The sequence below is a fragment of the Plantibacter elymi (nom. nud.) genome, assembly GCF_900177795.1.
GTDB classification, from domain to species: domain Bacteria; phylum Actinomycetota; class Actinomycetes; order Actinomycetales; family Microbacteriaceae; genus Plantibacter; species Plantibacter elymi.
In genome coordinates this window covers 176,367-195,823 of the sequence record NZ_FXWJ01000001.1, presented here as the reverse complement: position 1 = coordinate 195,823, position 19,457 = coordinate 176,367, and the positions used below count along the sequence as shown (strand labels likewise).

General features: G+C 69.8%; 12 protein-coding genes. 6 read left to right on the top strand and 6 right to left on the bottom strand.

The annotated features are described in order from the left end of the window. Nucleotides 1–10 precede the first annotated feature (10 nt). From murJ to CCK91_RS00925, 5 genes are all read right to left on the bottom strand, one after another. Nucleotides 11–1,627, bottom strand: a complete 1,617-nt coding sequence (murJ, locus tag CCK91_RS00945) for a murein biosynthesis integral membrane protein MurJ (protein WP_086472470.1) — start codon at nt 1,625–1,627, stop codon at nt 11–13. Further along, complete coding sequence (locus CCK91_RS00940) at nt 1,620–3,959, bottom strand: DUF6049 family protein (protein ID WP_086472469.1); 2,340 nt, start codon at nt 3,957–3,959, stop codon at nt 1,620–1,622. Before CCK91_RS00940 ends, murJ begins: the two co-directional genes overlap by 8 nt. Before the next feature lie 135 nt (nt 3,960–4,094). Continuing rightward, nucleotides 4,095–5,774 carry a DHA2 family efflux MFS transporter permease subunit gene (locus CCK91_RS00935; protein ID WP_086472468.1) on the bottom strand — a complete coding sequence of 560 codons (1,680 nt, stop codon included), beginning with the start codon at nt 5,772–5,774 and terminating at the stop codon, nt 4,095–4,097. Between the two features lie 76 nt (nt 5,775–5,850). Next, nucleotides 5,851–6,576 carry an IclR family transcriptional regulator gene (locus CCK91_RS00930; protein ID WP_086472467.1) on the bottom strand — a complete coding sequence of 242 codons (726 nt, stop codon included), beginning with the start codon at nt 6,574–6,576 and terminating at the stop codon, nt 5,851–5,853. Then, complete coding sequence (locus tag CCK91_RS00925) at nt 6,573–8,063, bottom strand: APC family permease (RefSeq protein ID WP_086472466.1); 1,491 nt, start codon at nt 8,061–8,063, stop codon at nt 6,573–6,575. Before CCK91_RS00925 ends, CCK91_RS00930 begins: the two co-directional genes overlap by 4 nt. Nucleotides 8,064–8,275: 212 nt before the next feature. On the opposite strand from CCK91_RS00925, the gene CCK91_RS00920 reads away from it, so the two are divergent. The 3 genes from CCK91_RS00920 (at nt 8,276) to CCK91_RS00910 (ending at nt 12,440) form a co-directional block, all read left to right on the top strand. Beyond that, nucleotides 8,276–9,754, top strand: coding sequence for an APC family permease (locus CCK91_RS00920; protein WP_086472465.1), 1,479 nt, complete (start codon nt 8,276–8,278; stop codon nt 9,752–9,754). A gap of 61 nt (nt 9,755–9,815) precedes the next feature. Then, nucleotides 9,816–11,858 carry a primary-amine oxidase gene (locus tag CCK91_RS00915; protein ID WP_086472464.1) on the top strand — a complete coding sequence of 681 codons (2,043 nt, stop codon included), beginning with the start codon at nt 9,816–9,818 and terminating at the stop codon, nt 11,856–11,858. 9 nt (nt 11,859–11,867) lie between these two features. After that, complete coding sequence (locus CCK91_RS00910; RefSeq protein ID WP_086472463.1) at nt 11,868–12,440, top strand: hypothetical protein; 573 nt, start codon at nt 11,868–11,870, stop codon at nt 12,438–12,440. Nucleotides 12,441–12,459: 19 nt separating this feature from the next. On the opposite strand, the gene CCK91_RS00905 is transcribed toward CCK91_RS00910, so the two are convergent. Continuing rightward, nucleotides 12,460–12,840 (bottom strand): hypothetical protein, encoded by a 381-nt coding sequence (locus CCK91_RS00905; protein WP_064294055.1) that lies wholly within the window; start codon nt 12,838–12,840, stop codon nt 12,460–12,462. Nucleotides 12,841–13,096: 256 nt separating this feature from the next. Here CCK91_RS00905 and CCK91_RS19840 point away from each other — a divergent pair, with 256 nt between their 5' ends. From CCK91_RS19840 to CCK91_RS00890, 3 genes are all read left to right on the top strand, one after another. Continuing rightward, complete coding sequence (locus CCK91_RS19840) at nt 13,097–16,693, top strand: efflux RND transporter permease subunit (protein WP_242664198.1); 3,597 nt, start codon at nt 13,097–13,099, stop codon at nt 16,691–16,693. A gap of 55 nt (nt 16,694–16,748) precedes the next feature. Next, on the top strand, nt 16,749–18,281 hold the full coding sequence (locus tag CCK91_RS00895; RefSeq protein WP_242664197.1) for a DUF7059 domain-containing protein: 1,533 nt from the start codon (nt 16,749–16,751) through the stop codon (nt 18,279–18,281). 193 nt (nt 18,282–18,474) lie between these two features. Continuing rightward, complete coding sequence (locus CCK91_RS00890; RefSeq protein WP_086472462.1) at nt 18,475–19,419, top strand: J domain-containing protein; 945 nt, start codon at nt 18,475–18,477, stop codon at nt 19,417–19,419. The last annotated feature ends 38 nt before the right edge of the window (nt 19,420–19,457 follow it).

Sequence of the window (19,457 nt, the reverse complement as noted above, 5' to 3'; positions counted from 1 at the left end):
CGCGTGGGTGTCAGCGCCCGAACCGGGCGAGGACGGGCGCCAAGGCCGCCTTCAGCTCGGGCGTGCGCAGGAGGGCGAGCACCGCGAGGTACACGGCGGCCATCGCCGCCCCGACGACGGCCATGGTGACGATGGCGCCGGGGATCGTGGCGGTCGGGAACCCCTCCTCGCTGACACCGCCGAGCAGCAGCAGCACGACGACGCCGACCACAGCCGCAGGCACGGCGGCGGCGATGAACCGGACCAGGCTCATGACGATCCGTCGGCCGTCGAGACCCCCCAGCCGGCGCCGGAGCAGCAGTGCGGCGACCACGGTCTGTGCGATGCACGCGATCGTGATGGCGAGCGCGACGCCGGCACCCACCAGATGCGGTGGGAGGACCAGGAGCACGATCAGCGCGAGCAGGACGAAGAGGAGGGTCTGGAACAGGGTGAAGAAGAACGGCGTCTTCGTATCTCCGAGGGCGTAGAAGGCGCGCTGGAGGACGAAGAGGATGCAGAAGGGGACGAGTCCGATCACGAACGCGATGATGATGCCGCCCATCGCCTGCGCCTGTTCGAACGTCTCGGCGAAGATACTGCCGAACGGCACGGCGACCACCATGATGACGGCCGCTGCGAGCACGATGAGGACGCTCACGACACGGATGGCCCCGGAGATGTCGGCTTGCAGCCGCTGGATGTCCCGTCCGCGATCGCGTGTGCCCTGCGCGTGCTCGCTCATCCGCGTGAAATAGGCCGTCGCGATCGAGACGGTGATGATCGAGTGCGGGAGCATGAAGATCAGCCAGGCGTAGTTGAGGATCGCGACCGAGGGCCCCTTATCGCTCACGGAGGCGACGATCTGGGTCTCGATGATCCCGGCACCGGTCGTGAGGAGCAGCATCCCGAAGGTCCAGCTGGCGATCCGCCCGGTGGCCCGGAGGCCGACGCCTCGCCACTCGAAGTCCGGTCGGAAACGCAGTCCGGCCCGACGCCAGAACAGCATGAGGAAGGCGGCCTGGACGACGACGCCGAGGGTGGCGGAGCCTGCGAGGAGCACCGTTCGACCGTCGGTCCACTCGCTGACCGCGAGGTCGCCGCTGCCGTACAGCGTGATGAAGGCGATCAGCCCGGCGATCGCGATGACGTTGTTGAGCACCGGTGCCCAGGTGAACGGACCGAACATCCTGCGTGCGTTCAGGACCTCCCCGAGGACGGTGTAAAGCGCGTAGAACAGGATCTGCGGGAGACACCAGTAGGCGAACGCCGTCGCGAGCGCGAATTGATCAGGCGACAGCGTCGCGGCGACGATGAACACGAACACGGGTGCGAGCAGGGTGATGAGCGCGGTGGCCCCGCCGATGAAGACGAGGGTGATGGTGACGAGCTTGTTGATGTACGCGTTGCCACCGTCGGCGTGGATCCCCGCACGGACGATCTGCGGCACGAGCACGGCGCTGAGCACGCCGCCACCGATGATGACGTAGATCGTGTTCGGGAGCTGGTTGGCGATCGCGAAGGTGTCGCCGATGACCAGGACGCCGATGGCCTGAGCCACGAGGATCGCTTTGACGAAGCCGAGCAGTCGGGAGACGAGGGTTCCCGAGGCGAGGAGCGCGCTCGCCCTGCCGATGCCGTCAGCCATTCGTCTCCTGTCGTCCGGGTGACGACTCTACCGGGGGCTCATCGCCTGGCGGCTGACCGCCGTCCGGAGCATCTGCGGGGGCGGCGGATGTGGAACCCGAGCCGCGTCGCTTGGCTCGTCGGCTCAGCACCATGCGGACCACACCGCTGACGAACAGCAGGGCGACGAGCAGGGCGAGGACGACGGCACCGATGCCCTCCCAATCGGCGCGGACGTTCACGCCCACGAAGGACTGTTCACCGATCGCCTGCCCGCTGGTGCTGAAGAGTTGCAGACGGAGGGTGACGTCGCCGTTGCCGATCTGCGACTGCACGGGGATGAGCACGGTGGCGCGCGAGTCCGCGGCGATCTCCTGCGTCACGGAACCGGAGATGCTCAGTCGACCGTTGCTCGGCGAGGCCTCCATGACCACGGTGACGGGATAGGGCAGGTCGTTGCGCACGGCGAACGGCAGGGACACCTCGCCGCCGACCATGTTGATGCGACTGCTGTCGGTGACGCGCACCGATGCGAGGACCGTGTCCGTCCGTTCCTGCTGCGCGGTGACCGCCGATCCCCAGTCGCCCTCCGCACGCAGCCAGCCGGCCGCGAGGCTGGAGAGCAGGGTGGCGCGCTCCCGTCCGGTCAGCAGCTCGGGTTCGTCGAGTACCGAGGAGAAGGCGGTGACGTCCTGTTCCTCGTCGAGGAGGACCTGCACGTCGGAAACGCGCTCGCTGTCGGGTGCCATCGCCCCGAGCGTCGCCGCGGCCGGCGGTTCGGCGAGCGTCGCCGCCAGGGAGGTCTGCGTCGTGGCCGGCAGGGAGCGGAGCGCGTTCACGGTGTCGGCGAGGGCGGGCAGGGCCGCGTCCACTCCCCGAGGCAGCACGGCGACGACCGTTCCGCCGGACGAACCCTCGGTGCCGATGGCGGCCGCCCGCGCGTTCACATCGGCGATGGCGCTCTCGAACGCGGCGTCCGTCGTGGCGGCGGCGGCGTCGCCCAGCGACTCGGCGAGGCCGTGGTCGGCCAGCAGTGTCTGCGCCGTGCCGACCGTCGCCGAGGCGCGCACGGACTGTCCGGTGTCGGTCGTGTTCGCGGAGTCGAGCAACGTGACCGTTCCGCCAGATGCGGCGAAGACGGCGAGATCCGCATCGGTCACCGCGCCTCCCGCCCACACGATGCCCGGGAGCGAGTAACTCCACTTGAGGAGCTCGTCCATCGTCGGAACGGTCGGCACCGCCTGGCCGGGGGTCTCGGACGGGCTCGGTGCGGGTGTCGGTTCCTCCGACGGCGTGGCTGCCGCCGACGGGTCGGAGGACGTGGCCGGTGAGGAGCCGGCCTGCGGAGTCGGCTGGACGTCGTCGGGCCCGGTGGTCGGCGACGCGGTCGGGGTGGGCGTCTCGGTCGGCTGCACGACGGGGAAGTCGGCGACGTTCAAGGCGAAGGAGAACGAGCTCGGGGTCAGCAGTCGGTCGAGGCCGGCTTCGGCCTGCACGGCGGGTTCGGCGTCGCCGTACTGGAGCGCGAAGGTCTCGTTCGGAGCGGCCTCGAGGCGGGCGAGCCAGGCGACGGCGCTCTCCGGTGCGCGCGTGCCGAGCGCCCGGATCGACGCGATGATGCGTGGGTCGATCCCGAGCGCGATCTGCTCGCCGAAGAGTGCGTCGAGCTGCGTCGTGAGCGCGCCGTCGTCGGCCGTGAGCTCGGTGAGTTCGTCCGCATCGAGGAGACCGCCGTAGCTGAGGGGGACGGTGAGCGGGGCGACGAGCGCGACCGAGGCTGACGTGGGTTGGCCTTGCGCCCGCCAGACGAGCGCCGTCCGACCTCCGGCCGCCGTGTCGCCCGCGACATAGCCGGCTGAGACGCCATAGGAGCCCCAGGCGTCGGCGTCGTCGAACCCCAACGCCGGAGGAGTGAAGTCGAGACCGCTGACGACGTACTGCTGTCCGGCGATGAGCTCGGGGATGTCGATCGTCCGCACCACGGTGGTGCCGGCGGGCGTCGCGGCCGCGTCCACCCCGGTCGTGTCGAGCCACGCGTCGAGCGCCGCCGTGCCGGTGATCCGCGCCGTGGTGACCGCCACGGACACGGAGCCGGCGGGGAGGTCGGCGTCGGTGCCGTTCGTGAGCGTGATGCCGAACGAGGTGAGGGACGACGGTTCGACCGCTCCCCCGTCGCTCGGGCTCACCTCGACGGACACGAGGCCGTCGGGAGTCGATGCCGTGTTCGCGCTCAGCTCGGGCGAGGCGATCGCACTGGAACCCGTGGACCAACCGCCGGCGGACACCACGGCGAGCGACAGCGCGGCTGCTGCGAGGGCGCTGAGGAGGCGTGGGCGGTGGCGGTGGCGTGTCATGGGCGGTGGGGACGGTCCGCTCGGGCGGAGCCGTCCGGTGACGATTGTACGGGGGCCTCCCAGTCGAACCTGGATGCTTGTGCGCCGGGAGACGCCGATTCGCCGCCGGCGGAGGTGTGAGGCGGCCTCGAAGCCCTACGTCCGCGAGGTCGGGTCGAACGTCTCGGAGGAGTCCGTCCCGTCCGCTCGTGCTCCGGCTTCGTCCTCTCGGTCCTCCCGGCGCCCGGCGCCGAGCGACAGGGTGGCGAGGAAGCCCACGGCCAGGAATCCTGCGGCCGCGAACGCCGCGGAGCGGGTGCCGTCCGACAGGGCGATCCTGGCGTCCTCGGCCACCGTCGCGGTCGCCGGGTTCGCGTCGAGACCGGCGATGGCGGCGCCCGAGCTGTCGACGACACTCGTCACGAGGGCGTCGCGCTGCGCGCTCGGCACACCGGCGTCCTCGAGTCGTCCGTCGAGGACCGACGCCGTACTCACGAAGAGGATGGTCCCGAGGACGGCAATACCGAGTGCCGAGCCGATCTGCCTCGCCGTGCTCTGCGTCCCGGAACCCTGGCCGCTCTGCTCGACGGGCACATCCTTCAGGACGACGCCCGTCAGCTGTGCGGTGGCGAGACCGACGCCGAAGCCGTAGACGAACAGGAACGGCACGATCGCGAACCATTCGGTCGCCGGCCCGACGACCAGCCCGATGCCCGCGACACCGATGATCTCCGCGACGATGCCGACGCGGACGATCAGGACGGGTGCGACCCGGTTGCCGAACGCGCCAGCGAACCCGCTCGCGACGAAGGAGCCGATCGCGAGGGCCAGGAGGATCAGACCGGTCTGCAGTGCGCTGTAGCCGAGGACGAACTGGAGCCAGATCGGCAGCGAGAGGATGATGCCGAACTCCCCCAGCGAGACGATGAGGGCGGCGATGTTGCCGTTCCGGAACGACGGCAGGGAGAACAGGGAGAACGCGACGATCGTGCTGCGCCCATGGCGCATCCGGTGGCGTCCCCAGAGGACGAACGCGACACCTGCGACGACCGTGATCATCAGTGCCACGGGCACCGGGGAGAGGCTGAACGGCCAGGTCCAGTCCCCGATGACGAGCGGGTTGTCGGTGAGCCACCACCCGAGACTCCGGCCCTCGATGAGTCCGTAGACGAGGGACGCGCTCGTCAGGATCGACAGGACGGCGCCGACGGCGTCGATGCGGTCGGTCGCGGGTTCCCGCGACTCCGACACGAACAGGAGCAGTCCGACGATGATGAGGACACCGAGCGGCACGTTGATGCCGAACGCCCAGCGCCAGGAGAAGTCGGTGGTGAGCCAGCCTCCGAGGAGCGGACCGACGGCCACCATGCCCCCGATCGTGGAGCCCCACACCGCGAAGGCGATCGCACGGTCGCGGCCTCGGAAGGTCGCGTTGATGATCGAGAGGGTCGTCGGCAGGATCATCGCGCCGCCGACGCCCTGGATCACCCGGGACAGGATCAGGAGGTCGCCCGTCGCCGCGAGTGCGGCGAAGACGGAGGCTCCGCCGAAGACCACGACGCCGACGAGCAGCATCCGACGACGGCCGAACCGGTCGGCGAGCGTGCCGAAGACGATGAGCAGCGCGGCGAAGACGAGCGTGTAGGACTCCTGGACCCACTGCACCTGGGTCGAGGAGATCCCGAGGTCGTCGACGATCGACGGGATCGCCACGTTGACGATCGTCGAGTCGACGATGATGAGGGCGACGGCGATGCTGATGACGACGAGGCCGAACCATTTGCGACGGTCCGACGGCGAGCGCTCAGGCTTCGCGGAAGGCGTGGACTCCGTCATGCGCGGAAACGATCAGCTGGCTGCATATTCTGATTATGCGCCTTCTCGAGGCTGATGTCACACGGACGTCCGGCGGTCAGACGAGGAGCGGCTGCAGCTGGCGCGAGCCGTCGATCAGGAGGTCGAGGAGTGCGGCGGGACGCTCGATCCGCTCACTCGGTGCCGAAAGCGACAGCCCCGCGACGAGACCGCCGCGGTCGTCCCGGATCGGGACCACGAGGCAACCGTGACCGGGCGTCACCTCACCCACTTGGCGTGCGTACCCGAGTCGTTCGACGTCGTGGATCAAGGGCTCGGCGTCCCGGAACGGCCGCTGGACGAGTCCTGACCAGTCGTATCCGCCGTGAGCGAGCTCGTGCAGGAGCAGACGCCCGATCGCGGAGGTGTCGAGGCGCCTGACGATCCGCTGCTCGTCACTCAACGGGAAGTCGGGATCCGCATCCGCGATCCTGATCCGATCGCCCTCGTACCGCACGAGGTGGACGCCTCCTCGTACGCTCGACCGCAATCGTCCGATCACCTCGCGCGCAGCGAGCGGGGGTGGGGCCGGAGCGACGAGATGGGCGAGTTCAACGACCTTCCGCCCGAGTGCGAATCCGCGCAGGTCGGGCATGCGGACGAGGTATTCGTCCTGGACGAGGAGGTTGAGGAGTCGGTAGGTGGTCGCCCTCGGCATGTCGAGTCCGGCGGAGACCTCCTGCGCCGTCACACCGGCACCGCATCGCGCGACCTCTTCGAGCACGGTGAGCGCGCTGTGCACGGCCTTCGGTTGTCGGGCGCGGAGCTCGCCCGCGCCGCTCACCGGTGCTCCGCGGACGGTCCGCCGAGCACGTCGGCGCTCACCGTCTCGTCGTAGACCCCCACGGTCGAACTCAGCCACGGTCGGCGTCGATGCCGGATCGCCCAGATCGCGATGCCGAGTGCCATCGTGACGAGGAACACCCAGACGCCGACAGCACGCTCGCCGGCGCTCTCCACGACCAGATAGACCACGAGCGCGATGGACAGCAACACCCCGGCCACCACCGCGCGCAGGAGCGGCCAGAGCGTCAGTTCTCCGATCCGCCAGAGGAAGACCGGGGCTGCGATGCAGACGAGGACATAGGCGGTGATGTACCCGGCCGCCGCCACGACGATGAGGACCTGCATCGCCGCCCAGGCGCCTCCGGTCAGCACGAGCGCGAGCACCGAGATCGGCGTGACGATCGCCAGAGCCGCGCCGATCGCCACATGGGGCGTGCGGAACCGGCGGTGCGTGGTCCCGAGGCGCGACGGCAGGACCCCCTCTCGACCCATCGAGAAGACGACCCGCGAGAACGCCGTGATGGAGGCGATCGCACAGGCGAGGAACGACGCCGCGACGGACAGGTCGAGCAGCAGCCCCATCCACTCGACCCCGGAGGCCAACGCCAGGTCGTTGATGGGCGTTCGGGTCGCGGTGATGTCCTCCCCCAACGCCGCGAAGCCCGCCAGCTGACTGTACGAGGTGACGAGGAAGAGGAGACCCGCGCCGACGACGGTCCAGACCAGGGACCGGGGGATGCTCGCGAAGGGCCGACGGGCTTCGACGCCGAGCGTCGAGGAGCTCTCGAATCCGACGAAGGCGGTCACGGCGAGCACCGATCCGACCGCCAGGTGTTCCGGGGAGGCATCCAGCCCGAGTACGGACCAATCGGGCGTCGGTCCGAGCTGCGACAGGAGCACGCCCACGAGGATGAGGATGATCGCGACCGAGGCGCTCTCCACGATCAGGGTCACCCGGGTGGACAGGTGGATCCCGCGGACGAGCACGACGAGGCAGACGACGGCCATGCACACGAGGAGTGCGGACACGACACCCGTCGAACTCGGCATGCCGGGCCAGAACCGGTGCAGCAGGATCGACAGGTAGTACCCGGCACCGGCCAGGGCGAACATGGCGATGAAGCCGTACCCGATGAGCAGCGCGACGCCCGTGACGAAGGCCGCACCCGTTCCGAGCCCCTTGGAGACGAAGGTGTACAGCGAGCCGGTCGCGGCGATGCGCTTCGCGAACACGTTCACGGTGGTGGCGACGAGCAACGACAGCAGCATCGCGATGGCGAGCGACCACATGGTCGCCCCGCCCGCGGTCACGGTGACGATCAACGGGATCGTCGTCGCAGCGGCGGACGGCGCCACCGCCGAGACGGACTGGGCGAACACGTCGATGAACCCGACACTGCGCCGCTGGAGGCCGTCGACCGGTGACCGGGACTCGAGACCACGGACGCTCGGAGGATTGCTGATCGCGCGTTCCAGAGCCGTCACGTCCCTCACCTCCTCCTCGTCGTTCAGGCTAGGCGCGTCCCGTTGCACCGGCGTGGCGGGCGTGTTTCGGCTTCGTGACCGTCAAATGAGACAGCGGTGTCGACCGGTCTCATTCGGTGCCGAGCAGGTGTTACGGCGACGAGACGAGGCGGCAACAGGAGACCGGGATGCTGGCCTCGTCCCGATACCGCCGCATTGCTCGAGGAGTGTCCATGACCGTCACGAAAGGTCCGGCCACCGATGCCGGACAGCCCACCCGGTCCCTGAAGGGATCGCTCGGCGTCACCGCCATCGTCTTCATGGTCGTCGCCGCGGCCTCGCCGTTGACGGTCGTCGGTGGAGCCGCGCCGCTCGGCATCCTGCTCGGCAACGGGGTCGGCTTCCCGAGCATGTACGTCGTGTCCGCGGTGATCCTGCTGCTGTTCGCCGTCGGACTCTCGGCCATGACGCGGCACGTGCCCAAGCCGGGTGCCTTCTTCACCTTCGTCGGATACGGGCTCGGCAAACCGGCCGGTCTCGCGTCGGCGTTCCTCGCCCTCCTGACCTACACGACCATCCAGGTGTCGGTGTACGGCTACATCGGCTACCTGTTGAGCGTGACCTTCGCCGGTCTCGGCGCCCCGGAGATCCCCTGGTACCTGTACTCGCTCGCGTCGATCGCCGTCGTCGGTCTGCTCGGCTATCGCCACATCGACCTCAGCTCGAAGGTCCTCGGTGTCCTGCTCGTGGCGGAGGTCGGGATCGTCCTCGTCCTCGCCGGGGCGGTGATCGTGACCGGCGGTGCCGACGGACTGTCGGCCGAGCCGTTCGTGCCCGAGCAGGTGTTCTCCGGGTCGCCCGGTGTCGGACTGATGTTCGCGATCGCGGCGTTCATCGGGTTCGAGGCGACCGCGATCTTCCGCGATGAGGCGAAGGACCCGTCCCGCACGATCCCGCGGGCGACCTACATCGCGGTGATCGGGATCGGCCTGTTCTACACCCTCGCCTCCTGGGCGCTGGTCATGGCCTGGGGCCCTGACGACGTCCTCGCCGTGGCCGGCGAGGATCCCGGCGCGATGATCCTCCGCACCACGCTGCTCTACCTCGGCCCGGTCGGAGAGCTCGTCATCAACGTCCTCCTCATCACGAGCATGTTCGCCTGCGTCCTGTCCTTCCACAACGTCATCACCCGGTACCAGCACACGATGTCGAACGCCGGCGTCCTGCCGGGCCGGCTCGGCGGCGTCCACCCCAAGCACCTCTCGCCGCACACCTCGTCGCTCGTCCAGAGCGCCACCGCGGCGATCCTGATCGTCGTCTTCGCCGTGCTCGGTCTCGACCCCGTCCTGCAGGTGTTCACGTGGTTCGCCGGCGTCGCTACCCTCGCGATCGCGATCCTCATGGCGGTCACGAGTCTCGCGGTGATCGTGTACTTCGCCCGCACGAAGCAGGATCGGCGGGTGTGGAACACGGTCGTCGCACCCGGCCTCGGGTTCATCGGACTCGTCGGTTCGGCCGTGGTGATCGTCGTCTACTTCCCGATGCTCGTCGGAGACGTGGACGCGGGCGGTAACCCCGTGTTCGGGACCGTGAGCGCCGTCCTGCTCGCCCTCATCGCGGTCTGCCCCGTCGTCGGCCTTGTGCAGGCCGCGTACCTGCGTCGTCGTCGCCCGGCGGCCTACGCCGACGTCATGGACGCCATCGGCGGTTGACCATCCGACCCTTCCCCTCGCCACCCGCGACCACCCGCATCACCGAACCAGGAGCATCACGATGACCATCACCGACCCCACCACCCTGCGCGACGCCGACGGCGACACGCCCGTCCAGCACCCGCTCGCCAGCCTGTCCGCGCCGGAGTTCGACCGCATCCGCGACATCGTCACCGCCTTCGACGACTTCACCGAGACGACCCGGTTCGCCTACGTCGGCCTCGAGGAGCCCCACAAGCGGGCGGTGCTCGCCTGGCAGGCCGGCAACGGTCCCCTGCCGGAACGCCTCGCCCGCGTGATGCTGCTCGACATGGCCACGGGTCGATCGACGGACAACGTGGTGTCCATCGACAGCGGGTCCCTGCTCAGCACGGTCGTCCTGGACGGTTCCCGCGGCCAGCTGCCGATCCTCATCGAGGAGTTCGACGCCATCGCGGAGATCGTGGCGGAGGACGAGGGGTGGGTCGCCGCCCTCGCCGCCCGTGGCTGCACGGTCGACGAGGTGAAGGTCGTCCCGCTGTCGGCCGGCTTCTACGACTATCCCGAGGAGGTCGGGCGCCGGATCGTCCGGGTCCTCGCGTTCCGCCAGGACTACCCGGCCGACCACCCGTGGGCCCACCCCGTCGACGGACTGAGCGCCTATGTCGACACCGCGGCGCGGCGGATCACCCGCCTCATCGACGCGACCGCCTTGGCGATCCCGGCGGAGCCCGGGAACTTCGACGACCCGACGGTCCAGGGTGCTCCGCTCTCCTCGCTCAAGCCGATCGTCATCACCCAGCCGGAGGGCCCGAGCTTCCAGGTCGACGGCGAGTTCGTCGAGTGGGGCAATTGGCGGTTCCAGGTCGGCTTCGACGTCCGTGAGGGCCTCGTCCTCCGTCAGCTGTCGTTCGACGACGCCGGCGAGGAACGGCCCATCATCTACCGGGCGTCGATCAACGAGATGCTGGTCCCCTACGGCGACCCCTCCCCCGTGCGCTTCTGGCAGAACTACTTCGACACCGGCGAGTACCTGTTCGGCCGGTTCACGAACTCCTTGGCGCTCGGGTGCGACTGCGTGGGCGAGATCAAATACTTCGACGCGGTGCTCGCCGATGAACTCGGCAACCCGTTCACGATCGAGAACGGGATCTGCATGCACGAGGAGGACTTCGGCACCCTCTGGAAGCACTCCGACCTGTACACCGGCTCCAACGAGGTCCGGCGGTCGCGTCGGCTGGTCATCTCCTTCTTCACCACCGTCGGCAACTACGACTACGGGTTCTACTGGTACCTGTACCTCGACGGCACCATCGAGTGCGAGTCGAAGCTGACGGGCATCCTCTTCACCTCCGCGTACCCCGGGCTCGACGCGGCGGGCGCCGACTACCCGTACGCCTCGGAGGTCGCGCCCGGGCTCGGCGGGCCGTACCATCAGCACCTCTTCTCGGCCCGTCTGGACATGATGGTGGACGGTCTGTCGAACGCGGTCGAGGAGGTGGACGCGGTCCGGGTGCCGATCGGGCCGGGGAACGAGCACGGCAACGCCTTCACGAAGCGGGTCACGCGGCTCAGCACGGAAGCGGGCTCCGGACGCGTGGCGGACGGCTCGGCCGCTCGAGCTTGGCACATCGTCAACACGGAGAAGACGAACCGGATGGGACGCCCGACGGGGTACGTGCTGTACCCGCAGGAGTCGCCGACGCTCATGGCCGACGCGTCGTCGTCGATCGCCAAGCGGGCGGAGTTCGCGACGAAGCACCTCTTCGTCACGAAGTACGACCCGGCTGAACGATACGCGGCGGGCGACTTCGTCCACCAGAACCCGGGTGGCGACGGCATCACGCGGTTCATCGAGGGCGACGAGTCGATCGACGGCGAGGACATCGTGCTCTGGCACACCTTCGGACCGACGCACTTCCCCCGTCCGGAGGACTGGCCGGTGATGCCGGTGGACTACGCCCGGTTCACGCTCAAGCCCTACGGTTTCTTCGGCAAGAACCCGACCCTGAACGTCCCGCCGAACGAAGCGGTCGGGCACTGCTCGCACGACACCGGCACCGCGCACGCGGGACACGGCGGTCACGACCAGGGTGCCGAGGAGCACTGTGGCCACGGGCACTAGGTCGCGGCGATGAGCGAGGTCCTCCACCTCGGGGCGCTCGTCCCGGCCGCCGTCGGCGCCTGTTGCACCGTCGGCGGCCGACGCGGACCCCTCGACCTCGTGGCCGCGATCGTCATGCTCGCGGCGATGCTCGACCTGGCGACCGGTGTCGGGATGCTGCATCCGTTGCTCTGGGCCGTCGTCCTGATCGTCCTCGCCGTCGCCTCGGCGGTCCGGCTGCGTTCCGTCGCCGAACTGCCGGCTCCGGTCGACGACGCTGTGGCGCTCGCCGTCAAGCGCCACCGTGCTGCAATGACCGTGCACACCTCAGGCGGTCTCGTCATCATGGCGGCGCTCGTGTGCACCATGGCGGGTCATGCCGCCGGGAGTATATATGCCGGATCGGGTATACACCCGGCAGGACATCAGTTCGGAACCAGTGCTCTCCCCGCCGTGCTCCTGGCGGGCGGCATGGCGGGGTTCGTCGCCCTGTCCACGCGGATCGCGGTCGAGGCGGCTCGACGGCGTGAGCGGGTCGTGGTCGTCGAGGTGCTGAGCATGACGGTCTCCGTCGTCGCCATGGGACTCGCCGCAGCGCTGTGACCTGGGCGGCGGCGTCGATCTACTCGGCGTCGTCGCCCTCCCACGGCGGCCGGGCGACCTTGCCGGACATCCGCCACACGGCTCGGGTCAACTCAGGGTGCACGCGGGCGATCTCACGGAGCACCTCGTACTCCAGGTGGTCCGCGTTGTCGCGGTGGTCCTGGGCGTCATCGAGTGACGAGTACCCGGCCAGCCGAGCCATCGCGTGCTGGGCGGCCAGACCCCGGGCGTGCAGCGCGTCGTCCCGGAGCACGGCGACGACGAGTTCGTCGACCGTCGGCATCGAGGGCAGGAAATCCCAGGGGTCTTCGCCGTCGCGGGCGCGATGCTCGATGATCACCTCGCGCTCGAGCTGCGCGTCGCGGCGCAATCTGGGGAGGTCGACGGCCTGCAGATCCACGTACCCTCCTCGCTCCGGCGCACCCCGCGGCGCGCACTCGGGTATCAAGGGTACGCCCGGTATCGGTGGACCGTGCCGTCAAGGCGCAGCACACTCGCGGCCGAGGCTGGTACCGCAGGACCACCGATGTCGTCCGATCGGCGGATGCCGGGGTCGCATCAGGTCCATCCTCGTGCGGATGTGGGCGGCGGCGGCGCTCCATAGCGTGGAGTGGGGCGGATCGCGCCCGCTCCGCGACCGAGAGGCCCGTCCTTCCATGTCATTCCTCACGAGGCTCAGCCTCGCCAATCGCCTGATCGTCGGTCTCATCACCGCGGCCATCGTGGCCTTCGGACTCTTCGCGGTCGGTTCCCTGAAGCAGGAACTGCTGCCGTCCGTGCAGCAGCCGGGTGCCGTCGTGGCCGCGACGTACCCCGGCGCCTCGCCGTCGTCGGTCGAGCGCGAGGTCACGAAGCCCGTCGAACAAGCGGTGCAGGGGGTCAAGGGTGTCACTGGCGTCACCTCGACGTCGGTCAGTGGTTCCACGTCCGTGCAGGTGAGCTGGGACTTCGGCCAGGACGACGAGAAGATCGTCGGCGACATCCGCAGCGCCCTCGCCGGCCTGAAGAGCACGCTTCCGAACGACACGACCACCGAGGTCTACGCCGGCGGGAGCGACGACATCCCCGTGCTGCAGCTCGCGGTCGCGTCCGAGGACGAGTCCGGCGAGTTCGCGGGCAGGGTCGAGACCACCGTGCTCCCCGCGCTCCGTGGGATCGCCGGCGTACGCCAGGTCGATCTCGCGGGTGAGAACGCCACGCAGCTCGTCATCACGATGCGTCCGGCCGACCTCGCGGCCAAGAAGGTGACCGCGGAGGAGGTCATGGCGGCCGTCCAAGCGAGTGGTGTCATCACGGCTGCCGGAACCAGTGTCGACGCCGGCAAGGAACTGTCGATCGAGGTCGGGTCGCCCGTCGGCTCGCTGGCCGAGGTGCAGGCCCTGCCCATCCAGCACGAGGACGGCCCGTTCGCGCTCTCCGCCGTCGCGGACGTGGAGCTCGTCCCCGCGGCCGAGACCTCCATCGCCCGGGCGGACGGGCTCCCGTCGCTCTCGCTGACGATCCTCAAGGACCCGTCGGCCAACGCCGTCCAACTCGCCCACACCATCCGTGACGCCCTCCCCGGGCTGGAGCAGGAGCTCGGCTCGGGTGCGGCCTTCACCGTCGTCTTCGACCAGTCGCCGATGGTCGAGCAATCGATCCACGACCTCTCCGTCGAGGGCGGGCTCGGGCTGTTGTTCGCGATCATCGTGATCCTGGTCTTCCTCCTGTCGATCCGGTCCACGATCATCACGGCCGTGTCGATCCCGCTCTCCCTCCTCATCGCGATGATCGGGCTGTGGATCGGCGACTACTCGCTCAACATCTTCACGCTCGCCGCGCTGACCGTCGCCGTCGGGCGGGTGGTCGACGACTCGATCGTGGTGATCGAGAACATCAAACGACGGCACACCGGGCGGGTGATGACGACCTCGAGCGTCGTCGAGGCGGTCCACGAGGTCGCCGGGGCCGTGACCGCGTCGACGATCACGACCGTGGCCGTGTTCCTCCCGGTCGCCTTCGTCGGCGGGACGGTCGGCGAGCTGTTCCGACCCTTCGCCGTCACGGTGTCGGTCGCGCTCATCGCGTCCCTCGTGGTCTCACTCACGATCGTTCCGGTGCTCGCGTACTGGTTCATGCGAGGCTCCTCCGCCCCGGCCATGGGCAAGGCCACCGACGACGCGGCCACCGAAGAGGCGTCCGTGGTCGAGGATGAGTCCGAGGCGTACTCGAAGCTCCAGCGCGCCTACCTGCCGGTCCTGCGCACCGCCCTGAAGCGTCCGGTCGTGACCCTGCTCGTGGCGGCGGTCGTGTTCGCCGGGACGATCGTCTCGGCCGGGTTCCTGAAGACCGACTACCTCGGTGACATCGGCGGCGAGAACACCGTCACGGTCACCCAGGAGCTCCCGGAGGGGACGAGCCTCGACGTGACCAGCGACGCGGCCGCGGCCGTCGAAGCGGTCCTCGCGAAGACCGCCGGGGTCTCCGGGTACCTGACCACCGTCGGTGGGAACGGCTCGAGCAACACGGCACAGATCAGCGTGACCGTCGGTGAGGAGAGCTCCCGCGAGGGTGTCGCCGACACCATCCGGGACGCCGTGGCGAAGCTCGACGACGTCGGCGAGGTCACCGTCGGTGACGCCGCCGGAGGATTCACCGGTGGCGGAGGCGGCATGGAGGTCACGCTGCAGGGCGAGGACCCCGTGGCGCTCGCCACAGCGGCCGCCGCGGTACAGGACATGCTCGGCGGTACGGACGGCCTCCGGGATGCGACGAGCGACCTCGCCGACGAGCAGGGCCTGCTCAAGGTGAACGTCGACCGCGCCGCCGCCGCCCGGTACGGCTTCACGCAGGAACAGGTCGGCCAGGCCATCGCCGGTGCACTCCGCGGCGCGCCGATGGGTTCGGTCATCCTCGAGGGAGCGTCTCGCGACATCATCGTGCGCTCGCAGCGGGTCGGCACGACGCCGGCCGAGATCGCCGCGCTCCCCCTTCCTGTCAGTGCCTTGCAGCAGGCCGCGGCTCAGAAGGCTGCGACCGATGCCCTCACGGCCGAGCAGGACGAGGCCACCCAGCGCGCGAAGGACGAGGCGGCATCCCAGGCCGCGACCCAGCGCTCGGAACTCCAGGAGGCCCGCTCGACCGCGGCGTCGCAGCTCGACGCCCTGCGGGCTCAGCTGAGCGCACTGCAAGCTGCTCCGGTCGAAGTGCCGCCGGTCACGCCCACGACGCCGGAGGAGGAGGCGGCACGACAGGCCTACGAGGCCCGCGCCGCCCAACTCGCCGGGCTGAGCGACGCGATCTCCCAGCTCCAGGGCTCGATCACGACCATCGACGAGCAACTGACCGCGATGCGGGACGCTGAGAGCGAGGCCGCCGAGCAGCAGGCGGAGGCGGACCGCCTCACTCAGGCGCAGAAGGACCTCGCCAACGTCAGCGCCGTCCCGATCCCGGTCAGCGCCGTCGCGCAGGTGGGCGAGGAACGTGCCGCAGCGGCGATCACGCGCATCGACGGCGTCCGGACCGTGACCGTGTCGGCGACACCGACGGGTGACGACCTCAGCGCGACGACGCTCGCCGTCCGGGAGGGCCTCGCGGGCCTCGACCTGCCGAGCGGGGTCACCGCCTCGGTCGGTGGCGTCGCCCAGGATCAGGAGGAGTCGTTCGCGCAGCTCGGCCTCGCGATGCTCATCGCGATCGTGCTCGTCTTCATCGTCATGGTGGCGACGTTCCGGAGCCTCTTGCAGCCGCTCATCCTGCTGGTCTCCGTGCCCTTCGCGGCGACCGGCGCGATCGCGGCCCTGCTCATCACGGGGACACCGCTCGGCATCCCGTCGATGATCGGCCTCCTGATGCTCATCGGCATCGTCGTCACGAATGCGATCGTCCTCATCGACCTGGTCAACTCGTACCGGGCTCGGGGCGACGGCATCGACGACGCGGTCCTGCACGGAGCCCGACTCCGTCTGCGGCCGATCATCATGACCGCCTGCGCGACGATCTTCGCGCTCGTGCCGATGTCGCTCGGCCTCACGGGCGGTGGGGTGTTCATCTCGCAGTCGCTCGCGATCGTCGTGATCGGCGGCCTGGTGTCGTCGACGCTCCTGACGCTCATCCTCGTGCCGGTGCTCTACCTGCTCCTGGAGCGCCGGACCGAGCGCCGTCTGGAGAAGCGTGAGCGGAAGCGCACGGCGAAGGCTGCTCGGCACGAGGCGGAGGAGCACGAGGAGCAGACCGACGAGGACCTCGACGCGATCCTCACCACGGATCGCTGACGGCGGCTGCAGGGTGGGCGGCTCGGCCCACCCAGCAGCTGGCACACTGGTGAGCGTGGACCAGCGACTGATCGACCTCCTCCGTTCCGACCTCGACGCGGCCGGGTACACGGTGGAACGGGTGCGTGGCCTCTGGGGTGAGACGGCCGAGGCAGCCCTGCACCGCTCCAACCGGGTCGTGGCGATCCGCTCGCTCGACGATCGCCGCCGGACGGCCGGCGCGGAACCGATCGCGACGTTGGCGACGCTGTTCGTGCTCGGCGTTGCCGTGGGGGCCGATGACGCGATGCGTGCACTGCCGTCGCTCGGCCTCGACGGCGCGGTGGCCCTCGGTCTCGTCGGCCTGAGCGACGACGGTTCGGTCGCCCCGGCCATCGATCTGCGCCCCTACGCCTGGGTCGACGCCAACGGGAGCGGTGCCTGGTGGATCGCCTCCGACCTCGGCGAACTCGCACTGGGGCATGAGCTCGGCGAGGAGCACGTCCTCGGGGTCGGCGGCGCGTCGATGACCCTGAGCGGCATCATCCTCCCCGAGCGGGTCGGAACGGCACTCGACCTCGGGACCGGGTGCGGCATCCAGGCCCTCCACCTGTCGCGGATCGCGGATCACGTGGTCGCGACGGACATCTCCGAACGAGCCCTCGAGCTCGCCGCACTCAACGCGCGCCTGAACGGCATCGACTCGATCGAATTCCGCCACGGCAGCATGTTCGACCCCGTCGCCGGTGAACGGTTCGACCGCATCGTCTCCAACCCGCCGTTCGTCATCACACCGCGTGCCGAGGGTGTGCCGAGCTACGAGTACCGCGACGGCGGTCTCGTCGGCGATGCACTCGTCGAGTCCGTGTTCCTCGAGGTCGCCCGCCATCTGACGCCCGGCGGCGTCGCGCAGTTCCTCGGCAACTGGGAGTACCGCGGCGGTGCCGACGGGCTCGAGCGCGTCGCCGGGTGGGTTGAGCGCAGTGCGGAACCGGTCGACGCCTGGGTCATCGAGCGCGAGGTGCAGGATCCGGCCGAATACGCGGAGACCTGGATCCGCGACGGTGGCACACGGCTCGGGACGCCGGAGTTCGAGCGCCTCGCGGGCGCGTGGCTCGATGACTTCGAGGCGCGGGCCGTGACCGGCGTCGGTTTCGGGTACGTGCTGCTCCGTCGATCGGAACCGTCCACTCCGCTGCGCCGCTTCGAGCGGCTGCACGGGCAGGCGGGCTCGAACGCCGCCGGGCTGGGTGCGCACCTCGCCGTGTGTCTCCTCGCTCACGACTGGCAGGTGGCGCTCGACGACGACCAGCTGCTCGGTGAACGCGTCATCCTCGCGGGCGACGTCACCGAGGAGCGCCACTACTGGCCCGGGGACGAGGACCCGACGGCGATGACTCTGCGGCAGGGTGGCGGCTTGGCTCGCTCGGTGGGCATCGACACGGGCCTGGCGGGGCTCGTCGGGGCCTGCGACGGCGAGTTGACCCTGGGAGCCATCATCGACGCGATCGCCCAGCTCGTCGAGGTCGATGCGGCGGAGCTCCGCGCCGAACTCCTCCCCCGGGTCCGCGCACTGCTGGACGACGGCATCCTCCTGCCGAGCTCCTGAGGTGTTCAGGCACGCTGGCCCTACTCGTCGTGGAACCGTGCCTGGGCGATGAGGACGCCGTCGTCCGTGAGGCGGTAGACCAGTCGATGCTCCACAGCCCCGACAGGGTGCCGGTTCGGGCGGTCTTCCAGGTGATGGCGATAGTCTGCCGTGTCGGACCGACCGACGCCGCCGACGAAAGCGACCACCCTCCATGACGGAGAGCCCACTCTCAGCCAGCCCGTACGAGGTGCTCGGCGTGAGCACCACGGCGACGCAGGACGAGCTCCGGAGGGCCTACCGACGGCTCATGCGCGAGACCCACCCCGACCTCGGTGGAAGCGCGCGGCAGTTCAACGCCGTCCAACTCGCCTGGGAGCGCGTCGGAACTGAGCAGGACCGGGCCGCCTACGACCGCGGGCGCAACGTGCCGTCCTCCGACGCGGGCGACGACGACGCTCCGACCTGGTCGGCGTCGACCACTGGCCGGTCGGGTACGCAGCGCGCCGACTCGCGACCCCGCGCTCGCGCCTACGGACACCCCGGCGGAGACTCGCGGGAGGCCTACCTCGGGCTCATCCGGGAGTGGGTCGGCCGTGGTGTCCCGCTCGACGACCCCTACGACCCGAAGCTCGTCCGCTCGGCTCCGCGCGAGATCCGGCACCAGTTGGCCAACGCGCTCGCCGAGGAGCAGACGGCGCGCACCGTGGCGACGCTCGGCATCGGATACACCGTCTGGCACGACGTCCTGGCGCCGGGCGAGGCGAAGCTCGACCACGTCGTCCTCGGCCCGACCGGCCTCTTCGCGGTCAAGTCGGAGGACTGGGGTGGGCCGGTCCGGGTGCACCGCGGCGAGGTCGTCGGGGAGACGCTCGATCCTCGCGAGGAACCCGTCCGGTCGATCGTGCGCTCGGCGCGGACCGTCGCGAAGGCGGCCCGGGTGAAGTTCACGGCGTCCGTCATCGTCGTGCCCGACGGCGCCACCCCGGAGTCGGTGGAGTTCATCGGACGCAAGCATCCGGTCACGGTCCTCGTCGAGCGCTCCCGCCTGGCCGACCTCCTCCGCACCGGTCTCCCGGGCGTCGACCGCATGGGTGGCAACCAGCTGTTCGACATCCGCACGCGTCTGCAGCAGACCATCCGCTTCGTCGGCCTCTGACACGCGCCGTGACACGGCACGGGAGGAATCCCCTCCCG

Excerpts from the sequence above, each read along its gene's own strand:
- murJ (WP_086472470.1), bottom strand. The coding sequence starts at position 1,627 with ATGGCTGACGGCATCGGCAGGGCGAGCGCGCTCCTCGCCTCGGGAACC.
- CCK91_RS00940 (WP_086472469.1), bottom strand. The coding sequence starts at position 3,959 with ATGACACGCCACCGCCACCGCCCACGCCTCCTCAGCGCCCTCGCAGCA.
- CCK91_RS00935 (WP_086472468.1), bottom strand. The coding sequence starts at position 5,774 with ATGACGGAGTCCACGCCTTCCGCGAAGCCTGAGCGCTCGCCGTCGGAC.
- CCK91_RS00920 (WP_086472465.1), top strand. The coding sequence starts at position 8,276 with ATGACCGTCACGAAAGGTCCGGCCACCGATGCCGGACAGCCCACCCGG.
- CCK91_RS00915 (WP_086472464.1), top strand. The coding sequence starts at position 9,816 with ATGACCATCACCGACCCCACCACCCTGCGCGACGCCGACGGCGACACG.
- CCK91_RS00910 (WP_086472463.1), top strand. The coding sequence starts at position 11,868 with ATGAGCGAGGTCCTCCACCTCGGGGCGCTCGTCCCGGCCGCCGTCGGC.
- CCK91_RS19840 (WP_242664198.1), top strand. The coding sequence starts at position 13,097 with ATGTCATTCCTCACGAGGCTCAGCCTCGCCAATCGCCTGATCGTCGGT.
- CCK91_RS00890 (WP_086472462.1), top strand. The coding sequence starts at position 18,475 with ATGACGGAGAGCCCACTCTCAGCCAGCCCGTACGAGGTGCTCGGCGTG.